The sequence below is a fragment of the Streptomyces carminius genome, assembly GCF_002794255.1.
GTDB classification, from domain to species: Bacteria; Actinomycetota; Actinomycetes; order Streptomycetales; family Streptomycetaceae; genus Streptomyces; species Streptomyces carminius.
In genome coordinates this window covers 204,080-223,394 of the sequence record NZ_PGGW01000038.1, presented here as the reverse complement: position 1 = coordinate 223,394, position 19,315 = coordinate 204,080, and the positions used below count along the sequence as shown (strand labels likewise).

Below are 19,315 nucleotides of genomic sequence, written 5' to 3'. Positions count from 1 at the left end.
GGGACGCTCAGCCCGGCCAGCTTCCCGTCATCCTGCGGACCACCACGGCACCGCCGCGGTCCACCGCCGCCCTGACCACCGAGAAGATCACTCCCTGGATCGCGGCGGCCAGCAGGATCTCGCTCAGCTTCCGGTCCTCGTCACCGGGGTCGGGGGCGTCGTCCTCGTCGCTGACGAACTTCCACGCCTGCTTGAAGGCCGTGGTCGCGATGGCACCGCTCAGCATGCCGAGCCCGAGGCCCACCGGCCTGTACAGCATCTTCTGCTTTTTTCTCTTCATCGACCGGACCTCTCCTGCCGGGTGTTCCTGTCACGGTCCGGGGGGCCGCCTCCCCGGTCCCCTGGCCGGATTCCCCGTGAACGGCCCGCCACACGGGCGGGTACGCCCGTGTGGCGGGCCGGGTCCGGCGGGGCCGGCGGCCGGGGCCGCCGGCTCAGCGGGTCACCACGTGCCGCTCGTCGGGGACGCAGTGCGTCATCGTCAGGCCGGCCACGTCACGCGGCGGGTTCTTGCCCAGGTTCGCCAGCCGCTCCCGGTCCTCGTCGGTGAGCCGCTGGTCCGGCAGGGGCTCCAGGTGCGCCACGTCCTGCGGGGAGATGCCGAGGCCGTCGCCGACCCGCAGCCCCAGCTCGTTCTCGGCGAGCAGGCAGTGCCACACCATCCGCTCCTGGATGTGCCCGGGGCACTGCCCGAACTGGTCGACGAAGTTCCTGACCAGGTCGTCGCGCTCCCAGTCCTCCATCAGCATGTAGCGCTGCCCGGCCTGCAGGTAGTCGTTGGTCCGGGGGATGCGGCTGCGGGTCAGCCGGCCGCGGAGTTCCGGTCCCTGCTCGCCGTAGCCCGGCCCCTCGGCCTCGCGCAGTCCGCCGAGGGTGGACGGCTCGTAGTTGACGTGCCGGTTCTCGCCCCGGGGGTCGGTCGCGTACGCCATCGGGCCGCCGTTCTGGTTGGTGTGTACCGGGGCCTTGGCCTGGTTCACCGGCAGCTGGAGGTAGTTGGGGCCGACCCGGTAGCGCTGGGTGTCGCTGTAGGAGAAGGTGCGGCCGACCAGCATCTTGTCGTCGGAAAAGTCCAGGCCGTCGACCAGCACGCCGGTACCGAAGGCGATCTGCTCGTTCTCGGTGAAGAAGTCGTCCGGCATCCGGTCGAGCACCATCCGGCCCACCGGCTTGGGCGGGAACTCCTGCTCCGGCCAGGTCTTGGTGTCGTCCAGCGGATCGAAGTCCAGCTCCGGGTGCTCGTGGTCGTCCATCATCTGCACCAGGAGCTCCCACTCCGGGTACTCGCCCCGGCCCACGGCCTCGTACAGGTCCTTGGTGGCGTGGCCGAGGCTGTCGGCCTGGACGTTGGCGGCGTCCTCCTCGGTCATGGAGCGCACGCCCTGCCTGGGCATCCAGTGGTACTTGACCAGCATGGTGCGGCCGTCGGCGTTCTCCCACTTGTAGGTGTTGACCCCGAAGCCCTGCATGTGCCGGTAGTCGGCGGGGATGCCGCGCGGGCTGAAGAGGTTCACCAGCATGTGCATCGACTCCGGGGTCTGCGACATGAAGTCGAAGATCCGCTCGGGCCGCTGCTCGAACGTCACCGGATCGGGCTTGAGGGCGTGGATGACGTCGGGGAACTTGATCGCGTCCCGGATGAAGAAGACGCCCAGGTTGTTGCCGACCAGGTCCCAGTTGCCCTCCTCGGTGTAGAACTTCACCGCGAAGCCCCGGGGGTCGCGGGCGGCCTCCGAGGAGTCCCGGCCGCCGATGACGGTGGAGAAGCGGACGGCCACGTCGGTGCGCTTCCCCTGCTCCTGGAACAGCTTGGCTCGGGTGTAGCGGCTGATGGGCTCGTCGCCCCAGGAGCCGTACGCCTCGAAGAAGCCGAAGGCCGTCACACCGCGCGCGTGCACCACGCGCTCGGGGATGCGCTCCCGGTCGAAGTGGCTGATCTTCTCCAGGAAGTGGTAGTTCTCCAGCGTGGCCGGGCCCCGGGCCCCGACCGTGCGCTGGTTCTGGTTGTCGTGGATCGGGTGCCCCTGCCGGTTGGTGAGTACCGGCCGGTCGTCGCCCGTGGTGGCTCCCCGCTTCGCTGTCTCGGTCACGTCCTGGTCTCCTTCGAACATCGGGTGCGGATGTGGTTCCGAGTCCGCCGCACCCGACTGCCTCTACCCCGATCCGCCCCATTCGTACCATCGGATGACCCATAGGGTCTTTGGGTCTTTTGCGGAACGGGGTGAGTGACCGGTGCGCGGGGTGGGGCGTGTGAGGCGACGCACACCGGAAGCGGGACCGTGCGGTCCCGTGGACGGGACGAGACGCCGGGGTACGCGCCGGGCCCGCGGCACCCCGGACGGGGTGCCGCGGGCCCGGTGTGCGGGGTCAGCGTTCCAGGTCGCCGCGCATGGCCACGAACAGCTTCCCGGCCTCCGCCAGGTCGCTGTCCGGGAACAGCGCGACCGCGGCGGTGCTCTCGTCCGCCCAGCCGCAGATCACGTTGCCGCTCTCGGCCAGGGAGGCCAGCAGGCACTCCACCGAACCGCCCAGCGGCCCCGGGTCGGCCACCGGCTCGGCCGTGGGCTGCCCCAGCTCGGGGTCCCACTGGATGTGCTCCAGCATGCCGCGGAAGAGGTGCTCACGACGCTTGTTGGGGTCCTCCGGAACGTTGTCGACCCCCTCGAAGAGGATCGGGTCGCCGCCGTCCGGGTCGGCGAAGTGGCTGACGACCAGCCGCATGCCGTCCCGCATCTCCCCCGGGTCGACCGGCACGTCCGTGACCGCTCCGTCTCCCATGTGCCTGCGCAGTCCGCCCGCCTCCTCGGCGTCCACCAGAGCCCGCTCGCCGTCCGGCGCCGGGGTGCCCGGCGTGGCGGACCGCGAGGCGTCCGGCACGGCGGGCCCGGAGGAGCCCGGCGCGGCCGGCACGTCCTCCGGCTGGCAACCGGTCAGCGCCGCCACCGCCAGGACCGCGACGACGGCCGTCTGGCGCAGAACTCCGCTGGATGTCCGAAACACAGTGGTGTACCCCCCTGTCCAAGGCCGTCCCCCTGACGACCGCGACCAGTGGACGCGCAGGTGAGCCGGGCCGGTTCCCGTTTCCCGGGGTCTGTTGTAAAGAGCGTCGACAGCCCGGGAAGCTGACCGGAGTTCCGCTGTCCCCGCCGACCGATCCGGGGTACGCATGACAGGGCGCGCCGGACAGCGCGCCGGACAGCGCGGGCCCGACCGGTCCGGCGGGGCCGTACCGGGGGGCGCCGCCCCCGGGGCCAGGAGAGGAGGGCCGCTCCCGTGCTCACCGACGCGGACGCGGAAGACGCGGAAGGGGACGGCGTCCCGCGGCCGGAGGGGGCCGGCGGGGCCGGCTGGTGCGCATGGGTCACCGGTGACTGCTGGCTGTGGTGCGGGCGCACCGGCACGGCGGTGACCTGGCTGGGACCGGTGATCTCCTGGGGCACCCACGCCCCGCTGTACGCCTGCGAGGACTGCATACGCCGCCTGGAGGAGCAGGTCCGGACTCCTCCCGCCCACCGCACCGCCGCCTGCTGGCTGTGGTGCGGGCGCGAGGGCGTACCGGTGACGCTGCTGGCGGAGGTGGAGCACCAGGACGGGACGGCCGTCTTCCACGCCTGCGACGAGTGCATCGGCCGGCTCAAGCAGCGGGTGCTGGCGCTGGCGCTGGGCAAGGATGCGGCGGAACGCTGAGCGCCCCGGCCGCGTCCTCGACACTGAGCGCCCCGGCCACTCAGGCCAGGGTCCTGCGGACCGCCTCCTGCACCACGGCCCCCAGGTCGCCCGTCTCCTCCATGACGGCACGCTGGACGTCGGCGCCGTTGCCCCGGCGGAACAGCTCCTCCACTCCCTCCCTGACCAGGGTCAGGTCCCCGCTGTCCGACAGGGCCGGGGCGACATGGTCCACCAGGGCTCCCACGACGGTCTCGGCGGGCGCGGGCTTGAAGGTCACCGGGTGCACCAGATCGCCGATCAGCCCGGAGCGGCTCGCCCGCCACGCGGCCAGCCGCAGCAGGCCGACACCGACCGGCGACGGCGGCTCACCCGCCCGCCAGGCGCGTGCCGCGGTCTCCACCAGGCCGCGCACGAGCGCGGCGATCACCACCGTGTCGTGGACGTCCAGGCACACGTCGGCGACCCGTACCTCGACCGTGGGGTAGTTGCGCGACAGCCGCGCGTCGAAGTAGATCATCCCCTCGTCCAGCAGCGCCCCGGTCCCGATCATCGAGCCCACCTGCTCGTGGTAGCGCTCGGCCGAGCCGAAGGCCTCCACCGGTCCCGCCGACGGCCACCTGCCCCACACCCGGCCGCGGTAGCTGGCGTAGCCGCTGTCGGTGCCCTGCCAGAACGGCGAGTTGGCACTCATCGCCAGCAGCGGGTACAGCCACGGCCGGATCCGGTCCAGGACCGCCACCCCCTCCTCGTCGGACTCCACGCCCACATGGACATGGCAGCCGCAGGTGAGCTGCTCCTGCACGGTCAGGCCGTACTCCCGTGCCATCCGCCGGTAGCGCTCGTCGGGGCTGAGCGAGGGATGGGCCTCCACCGGCGAGGTGGCCAGCGCCGCGACCTCGGCACCGGCCGCCCGGGCCCGCTGGGACGCCGCCCCGCGCCACCGGCGCACCTCGACCGCGAGGTCCACCATCTGGGTACGGGGACGGGTGCCGGTCTCCACCTGCTCCCGCTGCAGTTCCTTCTCCAGTTCCTCGTCCTCCCCCGCGGAGGCCAGCACCGCCCCCGAGACGGCCCGCGGCTCACCGCTGTCCGCGTCCACCAGGAGCAGTTCTTCCTCGATCCCCACACTTCGCATCCCACAGCCTCCTCAAGGGGTGTTCCGTCCAGCGGTTTCCCCGGCCCGGCCGGAGTACGCCGCCCGCCGCGCGGTACGGCCGAGCACTGTCATGGTTGTACCGAAAGGGGGAAGCGGAAGGGACGGGAGCGGGCGCCCGCCGTACCGGCGGCGTCCGCACGAGCTGCGCCGCACCGGTGAGGCTGGAGGATCACTTGCGTCTGCGCCACACCCGTCCCGACGACCCCGGCCACACCCGCAGGCGCCACGGCCGCGGCTTCCGCTACCTCGACGCCGCGGGGAACCCGCTGCGCGATCCGGCGGAGCTGGCCCGGATCCGGGCCCTGGCCATCCCGCCGGCCTGGCGGGACGTGTGGATCTGCCCGAGGTCCAACGGCCACCTCCAGGCCGTGGGCACCGACGCCGCGGGCCGCCGCCAGTACCTGTACCACCCGCGGTTCCGGGCCGAGCAGGAGCGGGCCAAGCACGACCACGTGCTGGAGGTGGCCGAGGCGCTGCCCCGTATCCGGGCGGCGGTCGAGGAGCACCTGCAGCAGCGCGGGCTGACCCGGCAGCGGGTGCTCGCCACCGCCGCGCGCCTGCTGGACCTGGGTTTCTTCCGGATCGGCGGGGAGCGCTACGCGGAGCTGAACAACTCCTACGGCCTGACCACCCTGCTGCGCGAGCACACCAGTTGCGGCAGCGGCGCGGTGACCTTCAGCTACCCGGCCAAGCACGGCAGGGAGCAGGTCCGCGCCGTGGCCGACCCGGCGGTCTGCCGTGCCGTACGCGCCCTGAAGCGCCGCCGTGCGGGCGGCGACCGGCTGTTCGTCTACCGGGAGCGGCCCGGCTGGCACGAGCTGACGGGCGAGGAGCTCAATGCCTATCTGAAGGAGCAGGGCGGAGTGGACATCACCGCCAAGGACTTCCGCACCTGGCACGCCACCGTGCTGGCCTCCGTCGCCCTGGCCGTCTCGCGGTACGCCGACCGGAACGTGACCGCGCGCCGCCGCGCGGTCACCCGCGCCGTGCGGGAGGTGGCCGAGTACCTGGGCAACACCCCGGCGGTGTGCCGTGCCTCGTACATCAATCCGCGGGTCATCGAGCTGTACGAGGAGGGCGTGACCATCGCCCCCGTCCTCGACCGGCTCGGGGACCGGGCGGCCTTCGGAGCGCCCGCCACCCGGGGCGCCGTCGAGGAGGCCGTGCTGCGGATGCTCCGCACCGGCCGCCCGCCGCGCGGCTGAGGCGGTACCGGGCCGGACCGGCCCCGGCGGTCCGGGCGCCTCAGAAGCTCTCGTCGGAAGCTCTCGTCAGAAGTTCTCGCGCAGCCCGCGCAGCACCCGCTCGGTCTCCTGCACCGGAACGGCCTGGGTGACCATGCGGTCGAGGGCCTCCAGATAGGTGGTGACCTCGGGGCGCTCGTCGATGTAGACGGCGCCGGTCAGGCTCTCGCTGTAGACGACGTCCGGCAGCTCCGGGTAGCTGAACCGGAAGAGCTGGAAGGGGCCGAACATGCCGGGGTGCGGGCCGGCCTCGAAGGGCATGACCTGCAGGCTGACGTTCGGCTTGGCGCTCTCCTCGATCAGCCGGTCGATCTGGGCCCGCATGACCGCGGCGTTCCCGACCGGCCGCCGCAGCACCTGCTCGTCCAGGACCATCCACAGCCGCGGCGCGCCGGGCTTGGCCAGGAGCTGCTGCCGTCCCATGCGCAGCGCGACCCGGCGGTCGAGCTCCTCCTCGTCCGCCGCGGGGAAGCCGGTCCGCAGCAGGGCCCGGGCGTAGTCCTCGGTCTGGAGCAGACCGGGAACGCAGTGGGGCTCGTAGGAGCGGATGAGGCTCGCCTCGCTCTCCAGGCTGACGTAGAGGCTGAACCAGTCCGGCAGGACGCTGCGGAAGCGGTGCCACCAGCCGGGCCGGTTGGCCTTCTCCACCAGCGCGAGGAAGGAGTCGGCCTCCTCCTTCCCGACGCCGTAGCTCTCCAGCAGTGCCTTGACGTACAGCGGGCGCAGCCCGACCTCGGCCTTCTCCATGCGGCGGACCGTGGACGTGGTCACGCTCAGCACCGCGGCGGCCTCGTCGAACGACTTGCCGGCCCGTTCCCGAAGATCGCGCAGTCGCAGACCAAGGACGATCTGTCCCACTGTCGGCGCCGACCGGGACTCGCCCATGGCCTCTCCTTCCCCACCCACGCCTTGCCGGCAGAGCAGTGTGCCATGGCACCGGCGACGCGGCCAGGGTGCAAGTTAAATCTTGCAATTTGCAGAACTCTTCTTGCCTTTTGCGTGCAGCAGTGAGCATAGTAGCCGGGTGATCCAGTTCACGACGCGGTCGCGCCGGCGTCGAACCGTCCCGGTCCGCGGACCATCCTCCACCACCCGCCCGGTCCGCACACCCACCACCCTCCCCTGCCGTGGCGCACTGGACGCAGCAGCCGGCCGGCGAGCGTCCCCCGGCACGCGAAAGGCGAGCCCGTGATGGCTCCTCTCCCCTACTCCGCGCACACCCACTCCTCGCCCATGGTCCCCATGTTCCCGGCGGCCGTACACGTCCCCCGCCCCCGCCCCCGGAAACAGGCGCAGTTCGAGGTACCGGCCCAGCGTTCCTCCGTGGGGACGGCACGGCACCTGCTCACGGAGTGGCTGGGCCGCTGGCACTGCCCCCGGGGGGTCATCGACACGGCACAGCTGGTGATATCCGAGTTCGCCGCCAACGCCGTCCTGCACACCGCCAGCGACCGGATCGTCTGCCGTGTCCTGCAGGGCGAGCGGCGGCTGCGCATAGAGGTGTGCGACCAGGGCACCGGCCCGGTCGGCCTCGCGCCGCGCCAGGCCGGTCCGGACTCGACCAACGGACGCGGACTCCAACTGGTCGACACCCTCGCCGACGCCTGGGGCGACATCCCCGCGGTCCGTTCCCGGGGACGCGTCGTGTGGGCGGAGCTGAGGCTGGACGAGGCCTGACGGCGGGGGCCGTACGCCCCGGCCGGTGACGCCGCGTCCCGGGGCGGGCGGCCGCCCCGGCGGCGCTACTCGGCGGCGGGCATGTCCGGGGGCGTGCCGTACCAGACCGTGGTGGCGTTGCAGAACTCGCGGATGCCGTGGCCCGCCAGCTCCCGGCCGTAACCGGAGCGCTTCACCCCGCCGAAGGGCATCGCCGGGTGCGAGGCGGTCATGCCGTTGAGGTAGACGCCGCCCGCCCGCAGATCGCGCACACAGCGCTCCTGCTCCGCCGCGTCGCGGGTCCAGACGTTGGAGCTCAGGCCGAAGGAGGTGTCGTTGGCGACCTCGATCGCCCCCTCCAGGTCCGCGACCCGGTACAGGGTCGCCACCGGCCCGAAGGTCTCCTCGTGGTGCACGCGCATCTCCGATGTGACGTCCGCCAGGACGGTCGGCTCGTAGAACCAGCCGGCCGGGTGCTTCGCGGGCCGCCGTCCGCCGCACAGCACGGTCGCGCCGCGCTCGCGGGCGTCCTCGACCAGCTCTTCCAGATCCGCCCTGCCCCGCTCACTGGCCAGCGGTCCGACGTCGGTGGACTCGTCCAGCGGGTCGCCGACCCGCAGCGCCCGCATACCGTCCGTGAAGAGCCGGGTGAACTCCTCGTACACCTCCTCGTGGACGATGAACCGCTTGGCCGCGATGCAGGACTGGCCGTTGTTCTGGGTCCGCGCGGTGACCGCCGTCTCGGCCGCCGCCACCACGTCCGCCGAGGGCAGGACGAGGAACGGGTCGCTGCCGCCGAGCTCCAGGACGGTCTTCTTGATCTCGTCCCCGGCGACCGAGGCCACCGAGCGTCCGGCGGGCTCACTGCCGGTGAGCGTCGCGGCGGCCACCCGCGGGTCCCGCAGGACGCCCTCGACCGCGCCGGAGCCGATCAGCAGGGTCTGGAAGCAGCCCTGCGGATAACCGGCGCGGCGGAACAGGTCCTCCAGGTACAGCGCGGTCCGCGGCACGTTGGAGGCGTGCTTGAGCAGACCGGTGTTGCCCGCCATCAGCGCGGGCGCGGCGAAGCGGACCACCTGCCAGAGCGGGAAGTTCCACGGCATCACCGCCAGGACCGGGCCCAGCGGGCGGTACCGCACGTACGCGGTACTGCCGCCGCTGTCCTCGACGTCGGCGGGCGAGGGGTGCTCGTCGGCGAGCAGGTCCGCGGCGTGCTCGGCGTACCAGCGCATCGCCTTCACGCACTTGGCGGCCTCGGCCCGGGCCGCGGTGACCGGCTTGCCCATCTCGGTGGTCATGGTGCGGGCGATGTCGTCCCGGTCCTTCTCCAGCAGGTCGGCCGCCCGGCGCAGCAGTCCGGCGCGCTCGGCGAAGCCGGTGGTGCGGTACTCCTCGAAGGCCCCGGCGGCCCGCTCCAGTCGCGTCTCGATCTCCTCGGGTCCCAGGGCGTCGAAGGTCTGCAGGGTCTCCCCGGTGGCCGGGTTGGTCGTCGCGATGGGCATGAGGTCCCTCCTCGAAGGGCGGCGGAGGCGGCGCGGCCCGCGGCCGGCTGGTCACGTACGCGGGGCCGGGTACCCGTCCGCGGCGGTCTCAGTCGGCGTCCGCACGCCGTACGGCACGCCCCGGGGGTGGGAGACGGGACGGGTGCTCCCGGGGCGTGCCGTGCTGAGGGGGCGGCCGGGCTCCGCCGGTCCGCGAGGGGGAGGTGGCGGTGGTGCGGGCGGTCAGTTCCGGCGCGGGTCGCGGAAACCGTTTCCGGCGGTCGCGCCGCCGTCCTCCGCGCCGCCGACACCACCGTCGGCACCACCGGCACCACCGGCACCACCGGCACCACCGTCGGCACCACCGGCACCGTCGTCGATGCCGCCGTCCGCACCGCCGGCGCCGTCGCCACCGCCGCCACCGCCACCGCCACCGCCACCGCCACCGCCACCGCCACCGAGCTGGGCTCCGGTGGCCTCCAGCGCGGTGGTGACCGGCTGGAAGAAGGTCTCGCCGCCCCGGGTGCAGTCACCGCTGCCGCCGGAGGTCAGCCCCACCGCGGCGTCGCCGGAGAACATCGCGCCGCCGCTGTCACCGGGCTCGGCGCACACGTCGGTCTGGATCAGGCCGTTGACGATGTCGCCGTTGCCGTAGTTGACGGTGGCGTTCAGACCGGTGACCGTGCCCGCGCTGAGGCCGGTCGTACTGCCGCTGCGCCGCACCCGCATGCCGACGCTCGCCTCGGCGACCCGGGTGATCTCCTGGACGGTGCCGTCCTTGAGGTCGACCGTGCCGGAGGCCTGGGCGGCGGGGTCGTCGTAGACGACGAGTGCGAAGTCGCTCACCGGGAACCGCGACGCCACGACGGTGCCCAGCGGCGCTCCGCCCTGGGCGTCGGCGGTCCAGGCCCGCGAGGCGTTGCCGCAGTGGCCCGCGGTGAGGAAGGCCGGGGCACCGTCGAGAGTGACGTTGAAACCGAGGGAACAGCGTGATCCACCGCCGAAGATGGCGTCGCCGCCGTCCACTCCGCCGGCCGCCTCGGTCCCTCCGCCCCCACCGGTGGCACCGCCCGTCTCGTCTCCACCGGTCACGCTTCCGGCAGCGCCGCCGTCGGTGCCGTTCTCCCGGGACCCGTCGTCCCCGAAGCCGTCACCGTCGCCGTCGCGGCCCAGGCCGTCGCGGTCCCCGGTGAAGGGCCGGAACTCGCCCGCGGACCGTTTGACGGTCACCACGCCGTCCAGCGCGCCGGTGGCCTGTCGCAGCTCCGCCATCCGCTCGCCGGTGACCGTTCTGTCGGCGAGGACGACGACCTTGTTGGTCCTGGGGTCGATCGACCAGGCGGTGCCGGGGATCGACGCGGTGTCGCCCAGGGTGCGGGTGGCGGCCCTCAGCTCCGCCATGCTGTTCTCGACGATCACCGCCCGGGCGCCCCGTGACTCGGCCGCCCGGGCCGCCTCCTCGTCCAGGACGTTCATCACCAGCCGGTCGTCGCCGTCGTCGAAGTACCAGCCCGCGGCGTCCGTTCCGAGGTCCGCCGCGAGAGTCGAACCGAGCTGCGCGGCCGACGCGAAGGTGAGCGTCCGCGGCCCGGCCCCGGCGGGCTCGTTCCAGCTCGCGCTGGCGTTCGGCAGCACGATCGCCGCGACCGCGACGACCACCGCCCCCGCCCCTGCCATCGCGCCGGTCCGCTTCTTCACACGTCGGTGACTCAACTCACTGACCTCCACTGCGCGGGCGGACCGGCGGGAAGCCACCGGCCCGGGATGCCGTACGGACCCACGGCCGCCCGGGCCGCCGTGCTGGTGTCCGTGCCGGAGCGGGGCGGTGCGGTGCGGGAGCCGCTCCCACACCGCACGCTCCGGCCGCCAGGAGGTACGGGGCCGGTCCGTCCCGGTGCTCAGGGGCACTCGTGACCGGACAACTTCCGGCATCCGGCGCCGGGGGGAGGGATACGCTGGGAGGTTCGCTGCCGGGTACCCCTGGTGACGCCGGGCCAGTGCCCCGGCGTCACCAGGGCGCCGTCGTCCGCCCTGTTCCGCCGTCGTCCGGTGCGACGGCCGGGTGGCGGCGGAACGGGACAGGGTGCCCTCCGGCCGGGTCAGCGGCCGGAGGGCACCCTGGTGTCGCCGTTCCCGGGCCCGGTCACCGCTGGGTGAGCCGCAGCCTTACCTCCACCTCCTGATCACCGGAGACGCGGGGCTCGGCGGTGACGTCGTAGTAGCCGGACAACGTCTCCTGGACCTGCCGGACCGAGTCGGGACTGCCGCTGATGTCCGCCTCGGTGGACTCCTTCAGCTCCAGGGCGCAGTCGACCTCCCCGTGTGTGCTGACGTCGACCGTCCCCACCCAGAACTTCCGCTTCTCCCCGCCGCCCCCGCCGTCCTGCTCCCGGCCGTCCCCCAACTGGGGCGACCGCGGGAACGCCGACCTCAGCACGGCGAAGACCGCCGCGGCGTCCGAGGCGGTGCAGTCGGGCAGCTCGATCTCGACAAGGCTGGCGCTCTCTTCGTTCTGCACAGTGCTCATGGTCCCTACCTGTACCCCGCTGCGGGCGATGGTCACAGTCGGGATGCGTCCGTCCGCGGCCTCCCTCCCCGCACCCGGCACCACCGCGGGCGCGGCCGGGCCGGAAAGCCGGACGGCGCGCCACGGGGTTCTCCCGTGGCGCGCCGTCGTTCCCGGCTCCCGGAGGCACCCGGGCCTCGCGGGCCGGACCGGGGCCGGCCCGGTTTACCTCACCCGCCCGTACCGCACGCTCTTGGTCCAGATCTTTTCCTTCCGGACGGTCTTCCCCGGCTTCGGGGAATGCCAGATCTTTCCGCTGCCGGCATAGATGCCGACGTGGTAGACACGGCCGCCGGAGTGGAAGAACACCAGGTCGCCCTTCTTGCGCGACTTGACGGAGACCTTCTTGCTGCGGTTGTACTGGGCAGCCGCGGTGCGCGGCAGTTTCTTGCCCGCCTTCTTGTACGAGTACTGGGTGAGTCCCGAGCAGTCGAAGCGCCTCGGCCCCGCGGCGCCGTACTTGTACGGCGCGCCCTTCTTGGCGGCCGCGACCTTGAGGGCCTTGCCTGCCGGGGTGGCGGCCTCGGCCTCGGGAGTGGCGTTCGGCACCAGTGCCGCCCCCGCCAGCGTCGCCACGGTGACGGCGGAGGTGACGGCGGCCCGGGAGGCGAGTCCCGGTATACGTGCGTACGCGGACATGAACTGACCCTTCGTCATCCGCCTGCGAAAGATGACCTGTCGGGTTCGGGCCGGCGAAGTTGCCCGGCCACCGAAGTGGCTTCACCCCAAGGGCCGCGTGGGACACGGCCCGCCTTGCTCGGGTCTCCCGCTCCTGCCGATCCGTTGTGGTTCGTCTCTCGCCCGGGTGGCGGCAGGACTCGGCGTCCGCCCGGACCGCCCCGCCGTGTGACGGGGACTTGGCAACGCTTACGGATACTGCGTCAAGAACGGCGCGATTTCGAAGACTGAAGGCTTTCTGTGAACTTCTTCACTCCTGCGCAATCCGGCCGCGGAACCGCTTCACCGGCCGGTTGGTTACCGCATGAAACGACCTTTGATCAGGGGCTTTTGACACCTTGTCCGGAGGCGTGGAAAGGGTGCGCGGAATCCCGCGCGGGCCCGGCGCGGGTGAGCCCCGTCACCCCGAATGGCTGCCCGCGTGTCGGGTGAATCCGGCACCGTTCCGCGCGGGAACCGTCACCCGGCGGCGGCATGACACCCCGTCGGACGGAGCCACCCGGATGCCCCGGCTCCGGGGCACCACGCCCGCCGGGCGCGCACGCGGACGGGGCCGGGCCGCATGCGGCCCGGCCCCGCTCCCGGAACGGCGCGCCGCGGCCGCCCCGCGGTGGTGGCCCGGCGGAGTTCAGCGGATGTGCACGCCCGAGATGGTGCGGGCGACGACCAGCCGCTGGATCTCGCTGGTGCCCTCGAAGATCGAGTAGATGGCGGCGTCCCGGTGCATCCGCTCCACCGGGTACTCCCGGGTGAAGCCGTTGCCGCCGAGGATCTGGATCGCCTGGGCGGTGACGGCCTTGGCCGTCTCCCCGGCGAACAGCTTGGACATCGAGCCCTCGGCGGCCTCGAAGGGCTTGCCCGCCGCCGCCATCCACGAGGCCCGCCACACGAGCAGCCGGGCGGCGTCGATGCGGGTGCGCATGTCGGCGAGCTGGAAGGCGATGCCCTGGTTGTCGATGATCGGGCGGCCGAACTGGACCCGGGTCCTGGCGTAATCCAGCGCGACCTCGTACGCGGCGCGGGCGATGCCGACGGCCTGGGCGCCCACGGCCGGGCGGGAGGCCTCGAAGGTGGCCATCGCGGCGTTCCGCACGCTCCCCCGGCCTTCGGCCGGGGGTGCCCCCACCCCGGCCTTCCCCCGCTTCGCGCGCTCGCGGGCGCGGGCGAGGCGCTCGTCGAGCTTCTCCTTGCCGCCCAGCAGGCAGTGGCCCGGGACGCGGACGCCGTCCAGGACGACCTCGGCCGTGTGGGAGGCGCGGATGCCGTGCTTCTTGAACTTCTGCCCCTGGGACAGGCCGGGGGTGCCCGGCGGCACGACGAAGGAGGCGTGCCCCTTGGCGCCGAGTCCGGGATCGACGACGGCGACGACGACATGGACGCCCGCGATGCCGCCGTTGGTCACCCAGGTCTTGGTGCCGTTGAGCACCCACTCGTCCGCGGCCTCGTCGTAGACCGCGCGGGTGCGCATCGCGGAGACGTCCGAGCCGGCGTCCGGCTCGGAGGAGCAGAAGGCGGCGACCTTCACGTCGTTCTCGTCGCCGTACATCTGCGGGATCCAGGTGCCGATCTGCTCCTCGGTGCCGTTGGCGAGGACGCCGACGGCGGCCAGCGCGGTGCCGACGATCGACAGACCGATGCCCGCGTCGCCCCAGAACAGTTCCTCCATGACCACCGGGATGCCCAGGCCGGTGGGGTCGAAGTACTGCTGTGCGTAGAAGTCCAGCGAGTACAGGCCGATCTTGGCCGCCTCCTGGATGACGGGCCACGGGGTCTCCTCGCGCTCGTCCCACTCCGCGGCGGCGGGGCGTATGACATCGGCCGCGAAGCCGTGGACCCAGTCCCGTACCGCCTTCTGGTCGTCGCCGAGGTCGAGCGCGAACTCCCCCATGGAGGCCCTCCATCCGTTGTTACTGGCGGTAACAGAGATATGTTACCCACTGGTCCGCTGTCAAGCTCCTGTTCCGGACAGCTCCACCGCGCTCCAGGGGTGTTACGTTGCGCTCAGGTGACGGTGAGCGGCCGCGGACGGGGAGACCAGGGCATGGGGACCACACAGCGGGAGGGCCGGCGCACCGCCACGGAACGCCGCCGCAGGGAACTGCTGGAGGCCGCCGAGCGCGTGGTGCTCCGGGACGGACCCGGCGCCTCGATGAACGCCATCGCCGCCGAGGCCGGGATCACCAAGCCCATCCTGTACCGGCACTTCGGCGACAAGGGCGGGCTGTACCGGGCCCTGGCCGTCCGGCACACCGACGCCCTGGTGGACGCGCTGCGGGCCGCGCTGGACGCGCCCCGTGACCGGCGCGAGCGGGTGGCGGCCGCCCTGGACACGTATCTGTCCGCCATCGAGGCCCGCCCGCAGGTCTACCGCTTCCTGATGCACCCCGCCGAGCATCCCGGCGGGGACCGCGGCTTCGACGTCGGCCGGCACTCGGCCCCGCTGCTGCGGCGGCTCGGCGAGGAACTGGCCACGGTGATCGCCGAACGCGTCGACCTGGGCCCCGGGGACGGAGAGCGGGCCCGGATCTGGGGCCACGGCATCGTCGGCATGATGTACGCGGCCGGGGACTGGTGGCTGCGCGAGCGGCCCTACCCCCGCGACCTGCTGGTACGGCAGTTGGCGGACCTGCTGTGGGGCGGCCTGGCCACGGCGGACGACCGGGCGGGCGGCCCCGGTTTCTGACCCTCCGGCCGGGCCTCCCCGGCCCCTCCCGGCAACCGCCGCACGGGACGGGCGGAAGCGGAACCTCCGCGGCTGCGCCGCGCCGCACGGTCGTCATGTCCCGCACTGCGGTGATCATCCCGGGTGGCACGATTCGGGGACGGGAGCGGACCTCGGTAGGCTGAGGCCCGATCCAGGGGCAAGGAGGGACAAGGACGATGGCAGGGAACACGGAACCGCTGCCGCCACGGTCCAAGTTGGCCGTGACGGCCGGCAAGGCCGCTGCGGCGGTGTCGCGAGCCGCGGGCCGGGGCAGCGGATCGGTGATCGGCGGAAAGGTGGCGCTCAGACTCGATCCCGACCTGCTGGCCCGACTGGCACAGAACCTGGACGTCGTCCTGGTGTCGGCGACCAACGGCAAGACCACCACGACCCGGCTGATCGCCGAGGCCCTGCGGGCCGCGGGCCCGGTCGTCTCCAACGCGCTGGGCGCCAACATGCCCGCGGGCATCACAGCGGCGCTCGCCGGCAGCGGTGACGCGCGCTACGGCGTCATCGAGGTCGACGAGAAGTACCTGGCGACGGTCGCCCGCGACGTGACCCCCAAGGCCATCGCCCTGCTCAACCTCTCCCGGGACCAGCTCGACCGCGCCGCCGAGACCCGGATGCTGGCCGAACGGTGGCGTGAGGGCCTGTCCGGGTCCAAGGCCGTGATCATCGCGAACGCCGACGACCCGCTGGTGGTGTGGGCCGCGTCCTCCTCCCCCAACGTGGTGTGGGTGGCCGCCGGCCAGGAGTGGAAGGACGACGCCTGGTCCTGCCCGGCCTGCGGCGGTGTGATGCAGCGGCCGGGCGACGACTGGTTCTGCGGGGAGTGCGGTTTCCGCCGTCCCACCCCGACCTGGGCGCTGTCGGGCGACCACGTGCTGGATCCGCACGGCTCGGCCTGGCCGATCCACCTCCAGCTCCCCGGCCGCGCGAACAAGGCCAACGCCACCACCTCCGCGGCCGTCGCCGCCGCCTTCGGCGTACCGCCCCAGGTGGCACTGGAGCGGATGTACTCGGTCACCGCGGTGGCGGGCCGCTACGACGTGGTCTCCTACCAGGGCCGCCAGATCAGGCTGCTGCTGGCCAAGAACCCGGCCGGCTGGCTGGAGACCTTCTCGCTGATCGACGCCCCGCCCTCGCCCGTCATCCTGGCGGTCAACGCCCGCGGCGCGGACGGCACCGACACCTCCTGGCTGTGGGACGTGGACTACTCCCGGCTGGCCGGGCACCCCATCTGCGTGATCGGCGACCGCAAGCTGGACCTGGCGGTCCGGCTGGAGGTCGCGGGCGTCGACTTCCAGGTGTGCCAGAACGCCGCCGAGGCCGTACGTCAGTGCCCGCCCGGCCGGATCGAGGCGATCGCGAACTACACCGCGTTCCAGGACCTGCGCCGCGTTGTCGGCAACTGACCCCCCGGACACCCTCCGGATTCCTACCCCCTCTTTCACCCCCCTTTCGATCCCTTCCGATCCCTTCGAACCCCGGCACGGCGAGGACGGCGAACATGAGCGAGAGCGGCCTTCGGCTGGTGTGGGTCTACCCGGACCTGCTGAGCACCTACGGCGACCAGGGCAACGTACTGGTGGTGGAGCGGCGCGCCCAGCAGCGCGGGCTGGGGGTGCACCGGACGGACGTCCGCTCCGACCAGCCGATCCCCACCTCCGGTGACATCTACCTGATCGGCGGCGGCGAGGACCGTCCGCAGCGGCTGGCGGCCGAGCGGCTGCGGCGTGACGGCGGGCTGAACCGGGCCGTGGACAACGGCGCGATCGTCTTCTCGGTGTGTGCCGGCTACCAGATCCTGGGCCGCGAGTTCGTCAACGACCTCGGGCAGCGCGAGCCGGGGCTCGGGCTGCTGGACGTGACCAGCACCCGCGGCGAGGGCGAGCGGTGCGTCGGTGACGTCCTGGCCGACATCGACGAGCGGCTGGGGCTGCCCCAGCTCACCGGGTTCGAGAACCACCAGGGCATCACCCATCTGGGCCCGACGGCCCGGCCGCTGGCCCGGGTCCGGCTGGGCAGGGGGAACGGCACCGGCGACGGCACCGAGGGTGCCTGGAACGGCACCGTCTTCGGCACCTACATGCACGGGCCGGTACTGGCCAGGAACCCGCAGATCGCGGACCTGCTGGTCAAGCTGGCGCTGGACGTGAACGCGCTGCCGCCGGTGGAGGACCGCTGGTACGAGGCACTGCGCGCCGAGCGGATCGCGGCGGCCACCCAGCCGGCCTGACCCGCACGTCCGCACACCGCCCCCGGCCGGAGCTCCGGCCGGGGGCGGTTCTACTCTGGTTCGAGCGGATCGGCACGGTATGGGAGAGCTGCGGATGGACCACGACGGACACGGCACGGCGACGGATCTGCCGCCGTTCACTCTCGGGCGTGGTCTGGAGTTCTCCGGCGAGCCGTTCTTCCTGGTCGGCTGCCTGCTCGCGCTGGCCCTCTACGGCTGGGGCGTGCTGCGGCTGCGGCGGCGCGGCGACTCCTGGCCGGCGGGCCGCACGGTCGCCTTCGCGCTGGGTGTGCTGACGGTCGCGCTGGTGATGTGCACGGCTCTCAACGACTACGGCATGGTGCTGTTCAGCGTCCACATGGTGCAGCACATGGTGCTCAGCATGCTGTCGCCGATCCTGGTGCTGCTGGGCGCGCCGGTCACCCTGGCCCTGCGCGCCCTCCCGGCCGCCGGCCGGGGCCGCCGGGGTCCGCGCGAGACGCTGGTCGCCGTGCTGCACAGCCGCTACATGAAGGTGATCACCCACCCGGCGTTCACCATCCCGATGTTCATCGCCAGCCTGTACGCGCTGTACTTCACCCCGCTGTTCGACTTCCTGATGGGCTCGGGGCCCGGGCACATCGCGATGATGGTGCACTTCCTCGCGGTGGGACTGGTCTTCTTCTGGCCGATCATGGGCGTGGACCCGGGACCGAACCGCCCGGGCTACGTGATGCGGATGCTGGAGCTGTTCGCCGGCATGCCCTTCCACGCCTTCTTCGGCATCGCGCTGATGATGGCGAGCGCCCCGATGGTGAGCACGTACGCGGACCCGCCCGCCTCGCTGGGGGTCGACGCGCTGGCCGACCAGCACGCGGCGGGCGGCATCGCCTGGGCCTTCAGTGAGATTCCGTCGGTCCTCGTGCTGATTGCCCTCGTCTTCCAGTGGTACTTCTCCGAACAACGGCAGGCCCGGCGCAGTGACCGGGCCGCCGACCGGAACGGCGACCGGGAACTGGCGGCCTACAACGCCTACCTGGCGTCGTTGCAGACACGCGGACGGTGACGCGCCGGGACGGCACGGCGCGGCACCGTCCGCCGACCGGGAGGAAGGTGTGGGCGATGCCGGACACGGCGAAGGCCATGACCGTGACCACCGTGGCCGCTCTGGTGCTGGCGACCGCCTATTCCGTGGCGCTGGGCGGCAGCGGATGGGTGTGGTTCGCCTGGGTGGTCCTGGTACTGGTGACGCTGGGCATGGTCACCGCGCGGGAGCGCTGACGGCCCGGCGGGCAGCGGCACGACGGCGCGGCGGTGGCCCGGATCCGGACGGATCCGGGCCACCGCCGCGCCGTACGGGGCGGGACTGCCCCGCGGGATGCCCCGGTGCCCCTTCCGCCCCGCCGCCCCGTCCCGTAGTCCTGGAGAACGGACCGGCCCGGAACGAGTACCGGGGCACCCCGCGGGGCAGCCCCGCGTGACCGGAGGGCTCCGCGTCCGCGAACCCGATTCCCCAGGAGGGACAGTGCGCAGAGAACTCGTCGTCGCGGGGGCGATGCTGCGGTGCTCGTTCGGGGCCGCTCCGGCGGTCCTGGTCGTACCGCCCCGGAACACCACCTCCGCGAGACGGCCGGTCGCCACCGTCCAGGACATCCGGCCGGTGGTGAACATCCCCACGTTCGGCATGTGCGCCAGCCCGCTCAACCCCGCGGTGGTGGCGGCCACCGCGGCGGCGGCGGGGGTGCCCACCCCGGCGCCCTGCGTCCCGGCGATCGCCGCCCCCTGGGTGCCGGGCTCCCCGACCGTGCGGGTCAACCGGCAGCCCGCGCTCACCGCCGCCTCGACCTGTGTGTGCCGCTGGTCGGGCATGGTCACGGTCGTCAACGCGGGCCAGCGGAGCGTCCGGGTCGGCGGCTAGGAGCCGCGCCGTACGGTCCGGGGCC

Annotated in this window: 19 protein-coding genes and 1 riboswitch; of the genes, 9 read left to right on the top strand and 10 right to left on the bottom strand. The window is 72.8% G+C overall.

From position 1 onward, the window contains the following. Positions 1-7: 7 nt before the first annotated feature. The 3 genes from CUT44_RS09930 to CUT44_RS09920 all read right to left on the bottom strand — a co-directional run bounded on the left by CUT44_RS09930 (position 8) and on the right by CUT44_RS09920 (position 3,000). Positions 8-259 (bottom strand): DUF4235 domain-containing protein, encoded by a 252-nt coding sequence (locus tag CUT44_RS09930; RefSeq protein ID WP_233221092.1) that lies wholly within the window; start codon positions 257-259, stop codon positions 8-10. Between the two features lie 175 nt (positions 260-434). After that, positions 435-2,090: a catalase gene (locus CUT44_RS09925; protein ID WP_100200272.1), complete on the bottom strand. Its 1,656-nt coding sequence runs from the start codon at positions 2,088-2,090 to the stop codon at positions 435-437. Between the two features lie 277 nt (positions 2,091-2,367). After that, positions 2,368-3,000, bottom strand: coding sequence for a hypothetical protein (locus tag CUT44_RS09920; RefSeq protein ID WP_233221091.1), 633 nt, complete (start codon positions 2,998-3,000; stop codon positions 2,368-2,370). A 273-nt stretch (positions 3,001-3,273) separates the two neighbouring features. On the opposite strand from CUT44_RS09920, the gene CUT44_RS33935 reads away from it, so the two are divergent. After that, on the top strand, positions 3,274-3,687 hold the full coding sequence (locus CUT44_RS33935; RefSeq protein ID WP_233221087.1) for a hypothetical protein: 414 nt from the start codon (positions 3,274-3,276) through the stop codon (positions 3,685-3,687). A gap of 40 nt (positions 3,688-3,727) precedes the next feature. Here CUT44_RS33935 and CUT44_RS09910 read toward each other — a convergent pair whose 3' ends face one another. Further along, complete coding sequence (locus CUT44_RS09910; RefSeq protein ID WP_100200271.1) at positions 3,728-4,804, bottom strand: glutamate--cysteine ligase 2; 1,077 nt, start codon at positions 4,802-4,804, stop codon at positions 3,728-3,730. Positions 4,805-4,998: 194 nt separating this feature from the next. Between CUT44_RS09910 and CUT44_RS09905 the strand changes: the two genes are divergently transcribed. Further along, positions 4,999-6,030, top strand: a complete 1,032-nt coding sequence (locus CUT44_RS09905) for a DNA topoisomerase IB (RefSeq protein ID WP_100200270.1) — start codon at positions 4,999-5,001, stop codon at positions 6,028-6,030. Between the two features lie 66 nt (positions 6,031-6,096). Here the strand turns inward: CUT44_RS09905 and CUT44_RS09900 are convergent, their stop codons facing one another. After that, entirely contained in the window at positions 6,097-6,954 is an 858-nt protein-coding gene (locus CUT44_RS09900) for a helix-turn-helix domain-containing protein (protein ID WP_100200269.1), read from the bottom strand. Between the two features lie 306 nt (positions 6,955-7,260). Between CUT44_RS09900 and CUT44_RS09895 the strand changes: the two genes are divergently transcribed. Further along, positions 7,261-7,746 (top strand): ATP-binding protein, encoded by a 486-nt coding sequence (locus CUT44_RS09895; RefSeq protein WP_233221086.1) that lies wholly within the window; start codon positions 7,261-7,263, stop codon positions 7,744-7,746. Positions 7,747-7,811: 65 nt separating this feature from the next. Here CUT44_RS09895 and CUT44_RS09890 read toward each other — a convergent pair whose 3' ends face one another. The 5 genes from CUT44_RS09890 to CUT44_RS09870 form a co-directional block, all read right to left on the bottom strand. Continuing rightward, positions 7,812-9,227, bottom strand: a complete 1,416-nt coding sequence (locus tag CUT44_RS09890) for an NADP-dependent succinic semialdehyde dehydrogenase (RefSeq protein WP_100200268.1) — start codon at positions 9,225-9,227, stop codon at positions 7,812-7,814. A gap of 222 nt (positions 9,228-9,449) precedes the next feature. Continuing rightward, complete coding sequence (locus CUT44_RS09885) at positions 9,450-10,883, bottom strand: S1 family peptidase (RefSeq protein WP_100200385.1); 1,434 nt, start codon at positions 10,881-10,883, stop codon at positions 9,450-9,452. Between the two features lie 466 nt (positions 10,884-11,349). After that, positions 11,350-11,733 carry a hypothetical protein gene (locus CUT44_RS09880; protein WP_146252156.1) on the bottom strand — a complete coding sequence of 128 codons (384 nt, stop codon included), beginning with the start codon at positions 11,731-11,733 and terminating at the stop codon, positions 11,350-11,352. 204 nt (positions 11,734-11,937) lie between these two features. Then, the gene (locus CUT44_RS09875) at positions 11,938-12,411 is read right to left on the bottom strand and encodes a C40 family peptidase (RefSeq protein WP_100200384.1); all 474 of its coding nucleotides are present in this window, start codon (positions 12,409-12,411) and stop codon (positions 11,938-11,940) included. A 4-nt stretch (positions 12,412-12,415) separates the two neighbouring features. Then, positions 12,416-12,568, bottom strand: a riboswitch (cyclic di-AMP (ydaO/yuaA leader). Between the two features lie 510 nt (positions 12,569-13,078). Then, positions 13,079-14,338: an acyl-CoA dehydrogenase family protein gene (locus CUT44_RS09870; RefSeq protein WP_100200266.1), complete on the bottom strand. Its 1,260-nt coding sequence runs from the start codon at positions 14,336-14,338 to the stop codon at positions 13,079-13,081. A gap of 153 nt (positions 14,339-14,491) precedes the next feature. Here CUT44_RS09870 and CUT44_RS09865 point away from each other — a divergent pair, with 153 nt between their 5' ends. From CUT44_RS09865 to CUT44_RS09845, 6 genes are all read left to right on the top strand, one after another. After that, complete coding sequence (locus CUT44_RS09865) at positions 14,492-15,133, top strand: TetR family transcriptional regulator (protein ID WP_100200265.1); 642 nt, start codon at positions 14,492-14,494, stop codon at positions 15,131-15,133. Positions 15,134-15,330: 197 nt separating this feature from the next. Continuing rightward, on the top strand, positions 15,331-16,569 hold the full coding sequence (locus tag CUT44_RS09860) for a MurT ligase domain-containing protein (RefSeq protein WP_100200264.1): 1,239 nt from the start codon (positions 15,331-15,333) through the stop codon (positions 16,567-16,569). 95 nt (positions 16,570-16,664) lie between these two features. Then, a complete protein-coding gene (locus CUT44_RS09855) occupies positions 16,665-17,393 on the top strand; it encodes a type 1 glutamine amidotransferase (RefSeq protein ID WP_100200263.1) in 729 nt (242 codons plus the stop codon). A 94-nt stretch (positions 17,394-17,487) separates the two neighbouring features. After that, positions 17,488-18,438 carry a cytochrome c oxidase assembly protein gene (locus CUT44_RS09850; RefSeq protein ID WP_100200383.1) on the top strand — a complete coding sequence of 317 codons (951 nt, stop codon included), beginning with the start codon at positions 17,488-17,490 and terminating at the stop codon, positions 18,436-18,438. 56 nt (positions 18,439-18,494) lie between these two features. Then, a complete protein-coding gene (locus CUT44_RS33495; RefSeq protein WP_199185555.1) occupies positions 18,495-18,653 on the top strand; it encodes a hypothetical protein in 159 nt (52 codons plus the stop codon). Between the two features lie 244 nt (positions 18,654-18,897). Further along, entirely contained in the window at positions 18,898-19,290 is a 393-nt protein-coding gene (locus CUT44_RS09845; protein WP_199185553.1) for a DUF4280 domain-containing protein, read from the top strand. Positions 19,291-19,315 lie beyond the last annotated feature (25 nt).

Excerpts from the sequence above, each read along its gene's own strand:
- CUT44_RS09930 (WP_233221092.1), bottom strand. The coding sequence starts at position 259 with ATGCTGTACAGGCCGGTGGGCCTCGGGCTCGGCATGCTGAGCGGTGCC.
- CUT44_RS09910 (WP_100200271.1), bottom strand. The coding sequence starts at position 4,804 with ATGCGAAGTGTGGGGATCGAGGAAGAACTGCTCCTGGTGGACGCGGAC.
- CUT44_RS09900 (WP_100200269.1), bottom strand. The coding sequence starts at position 6,954 with ATGGGCGAGTCCCGGTCGGCGCCGACAGTGGGACAGATCGTCCTTGGT.
- CUT44_RS09895 (WP_233221086.1), top strand. The coding sequence starts at position 7,261 with ATGGCTCCTCTCCCCTACTCCGCGCACACCCACTCCTCGCCCATGGTC.
- CUT44_RS09890 (WP_100200268.1), bottom strand. The coding sequence starts at position 9,227 with ATGCCCATCGCGACGACCAACCCGGCCACCGGGGAGACCCTGCAGACC.
- CUT44_RS09885 (WP_100200385.1), bottom strand. The coding sequence starts at position 10,883 with ATGGCAGGGGCGGGGGCGGTGGTCGTCGCGGTCGCGGCGATCGTGCTG.
- CUT44_RS09880 (WP_146252156.1), bottom strand. The coding sequence starts at position 11,733 with ATGAGCACTGTGCAGAACGAAGAGAGCGCCAGCCTTGTCGAGATCGAG.
- CUT44_RS09875 (WP_100200384.1), bottom strand. The coding sequence starts at position 12,411 with ATGTCCGCGTACGCACGTATACCGGGACTCGCCTCCCGGGCCGCCGTC.
- CUT44_RS09870 (WP_100200266.1), bottom strand. The coding sequence starts at position 14,338 with ATGGGGGAGTTCGCGCTCGACCTCGGCGACGACCAGAAGGCGGTACGG.
- CUT44_RS09865 (WP_100200265.1), top strand. The coding sequence starts at position 14,492 with ATGGGGACCACACAGCGGGAGGGCCGGCGCACCGCCACGGAACGCCGC.
- CUT44_RS09860 (WP_100200264.1), top strand. The coding sequence starts at position 15,331 with ATGGCAGGGAACACGGAACCGCTGCCGCCACGGTCCAAGTTGGCCGTG.
- CUT44_RS09855 (WP_100200263.1), top strand. The coding sequence starts at position 16,665 with ATGAGCGAGAGCGGCCTTCGGCTGGTGTGGGTCTACCCGGACCTGCTG.
- CUT44_RS09850 (WP_100200383.1), top strand. The coding sequence starts at position 17,488 with ATGGACCACGACGGACACGGCACGGCGACGGATCTGCCGCCGTTCACT.
- CUT44_RS33495 (WP_199185555.1), top strand. The coding sequence starts at position 18,495 with ATGCCGGACACGGCGAAGGCCATGACCGTGACCACCGTGGCCGCTCTG.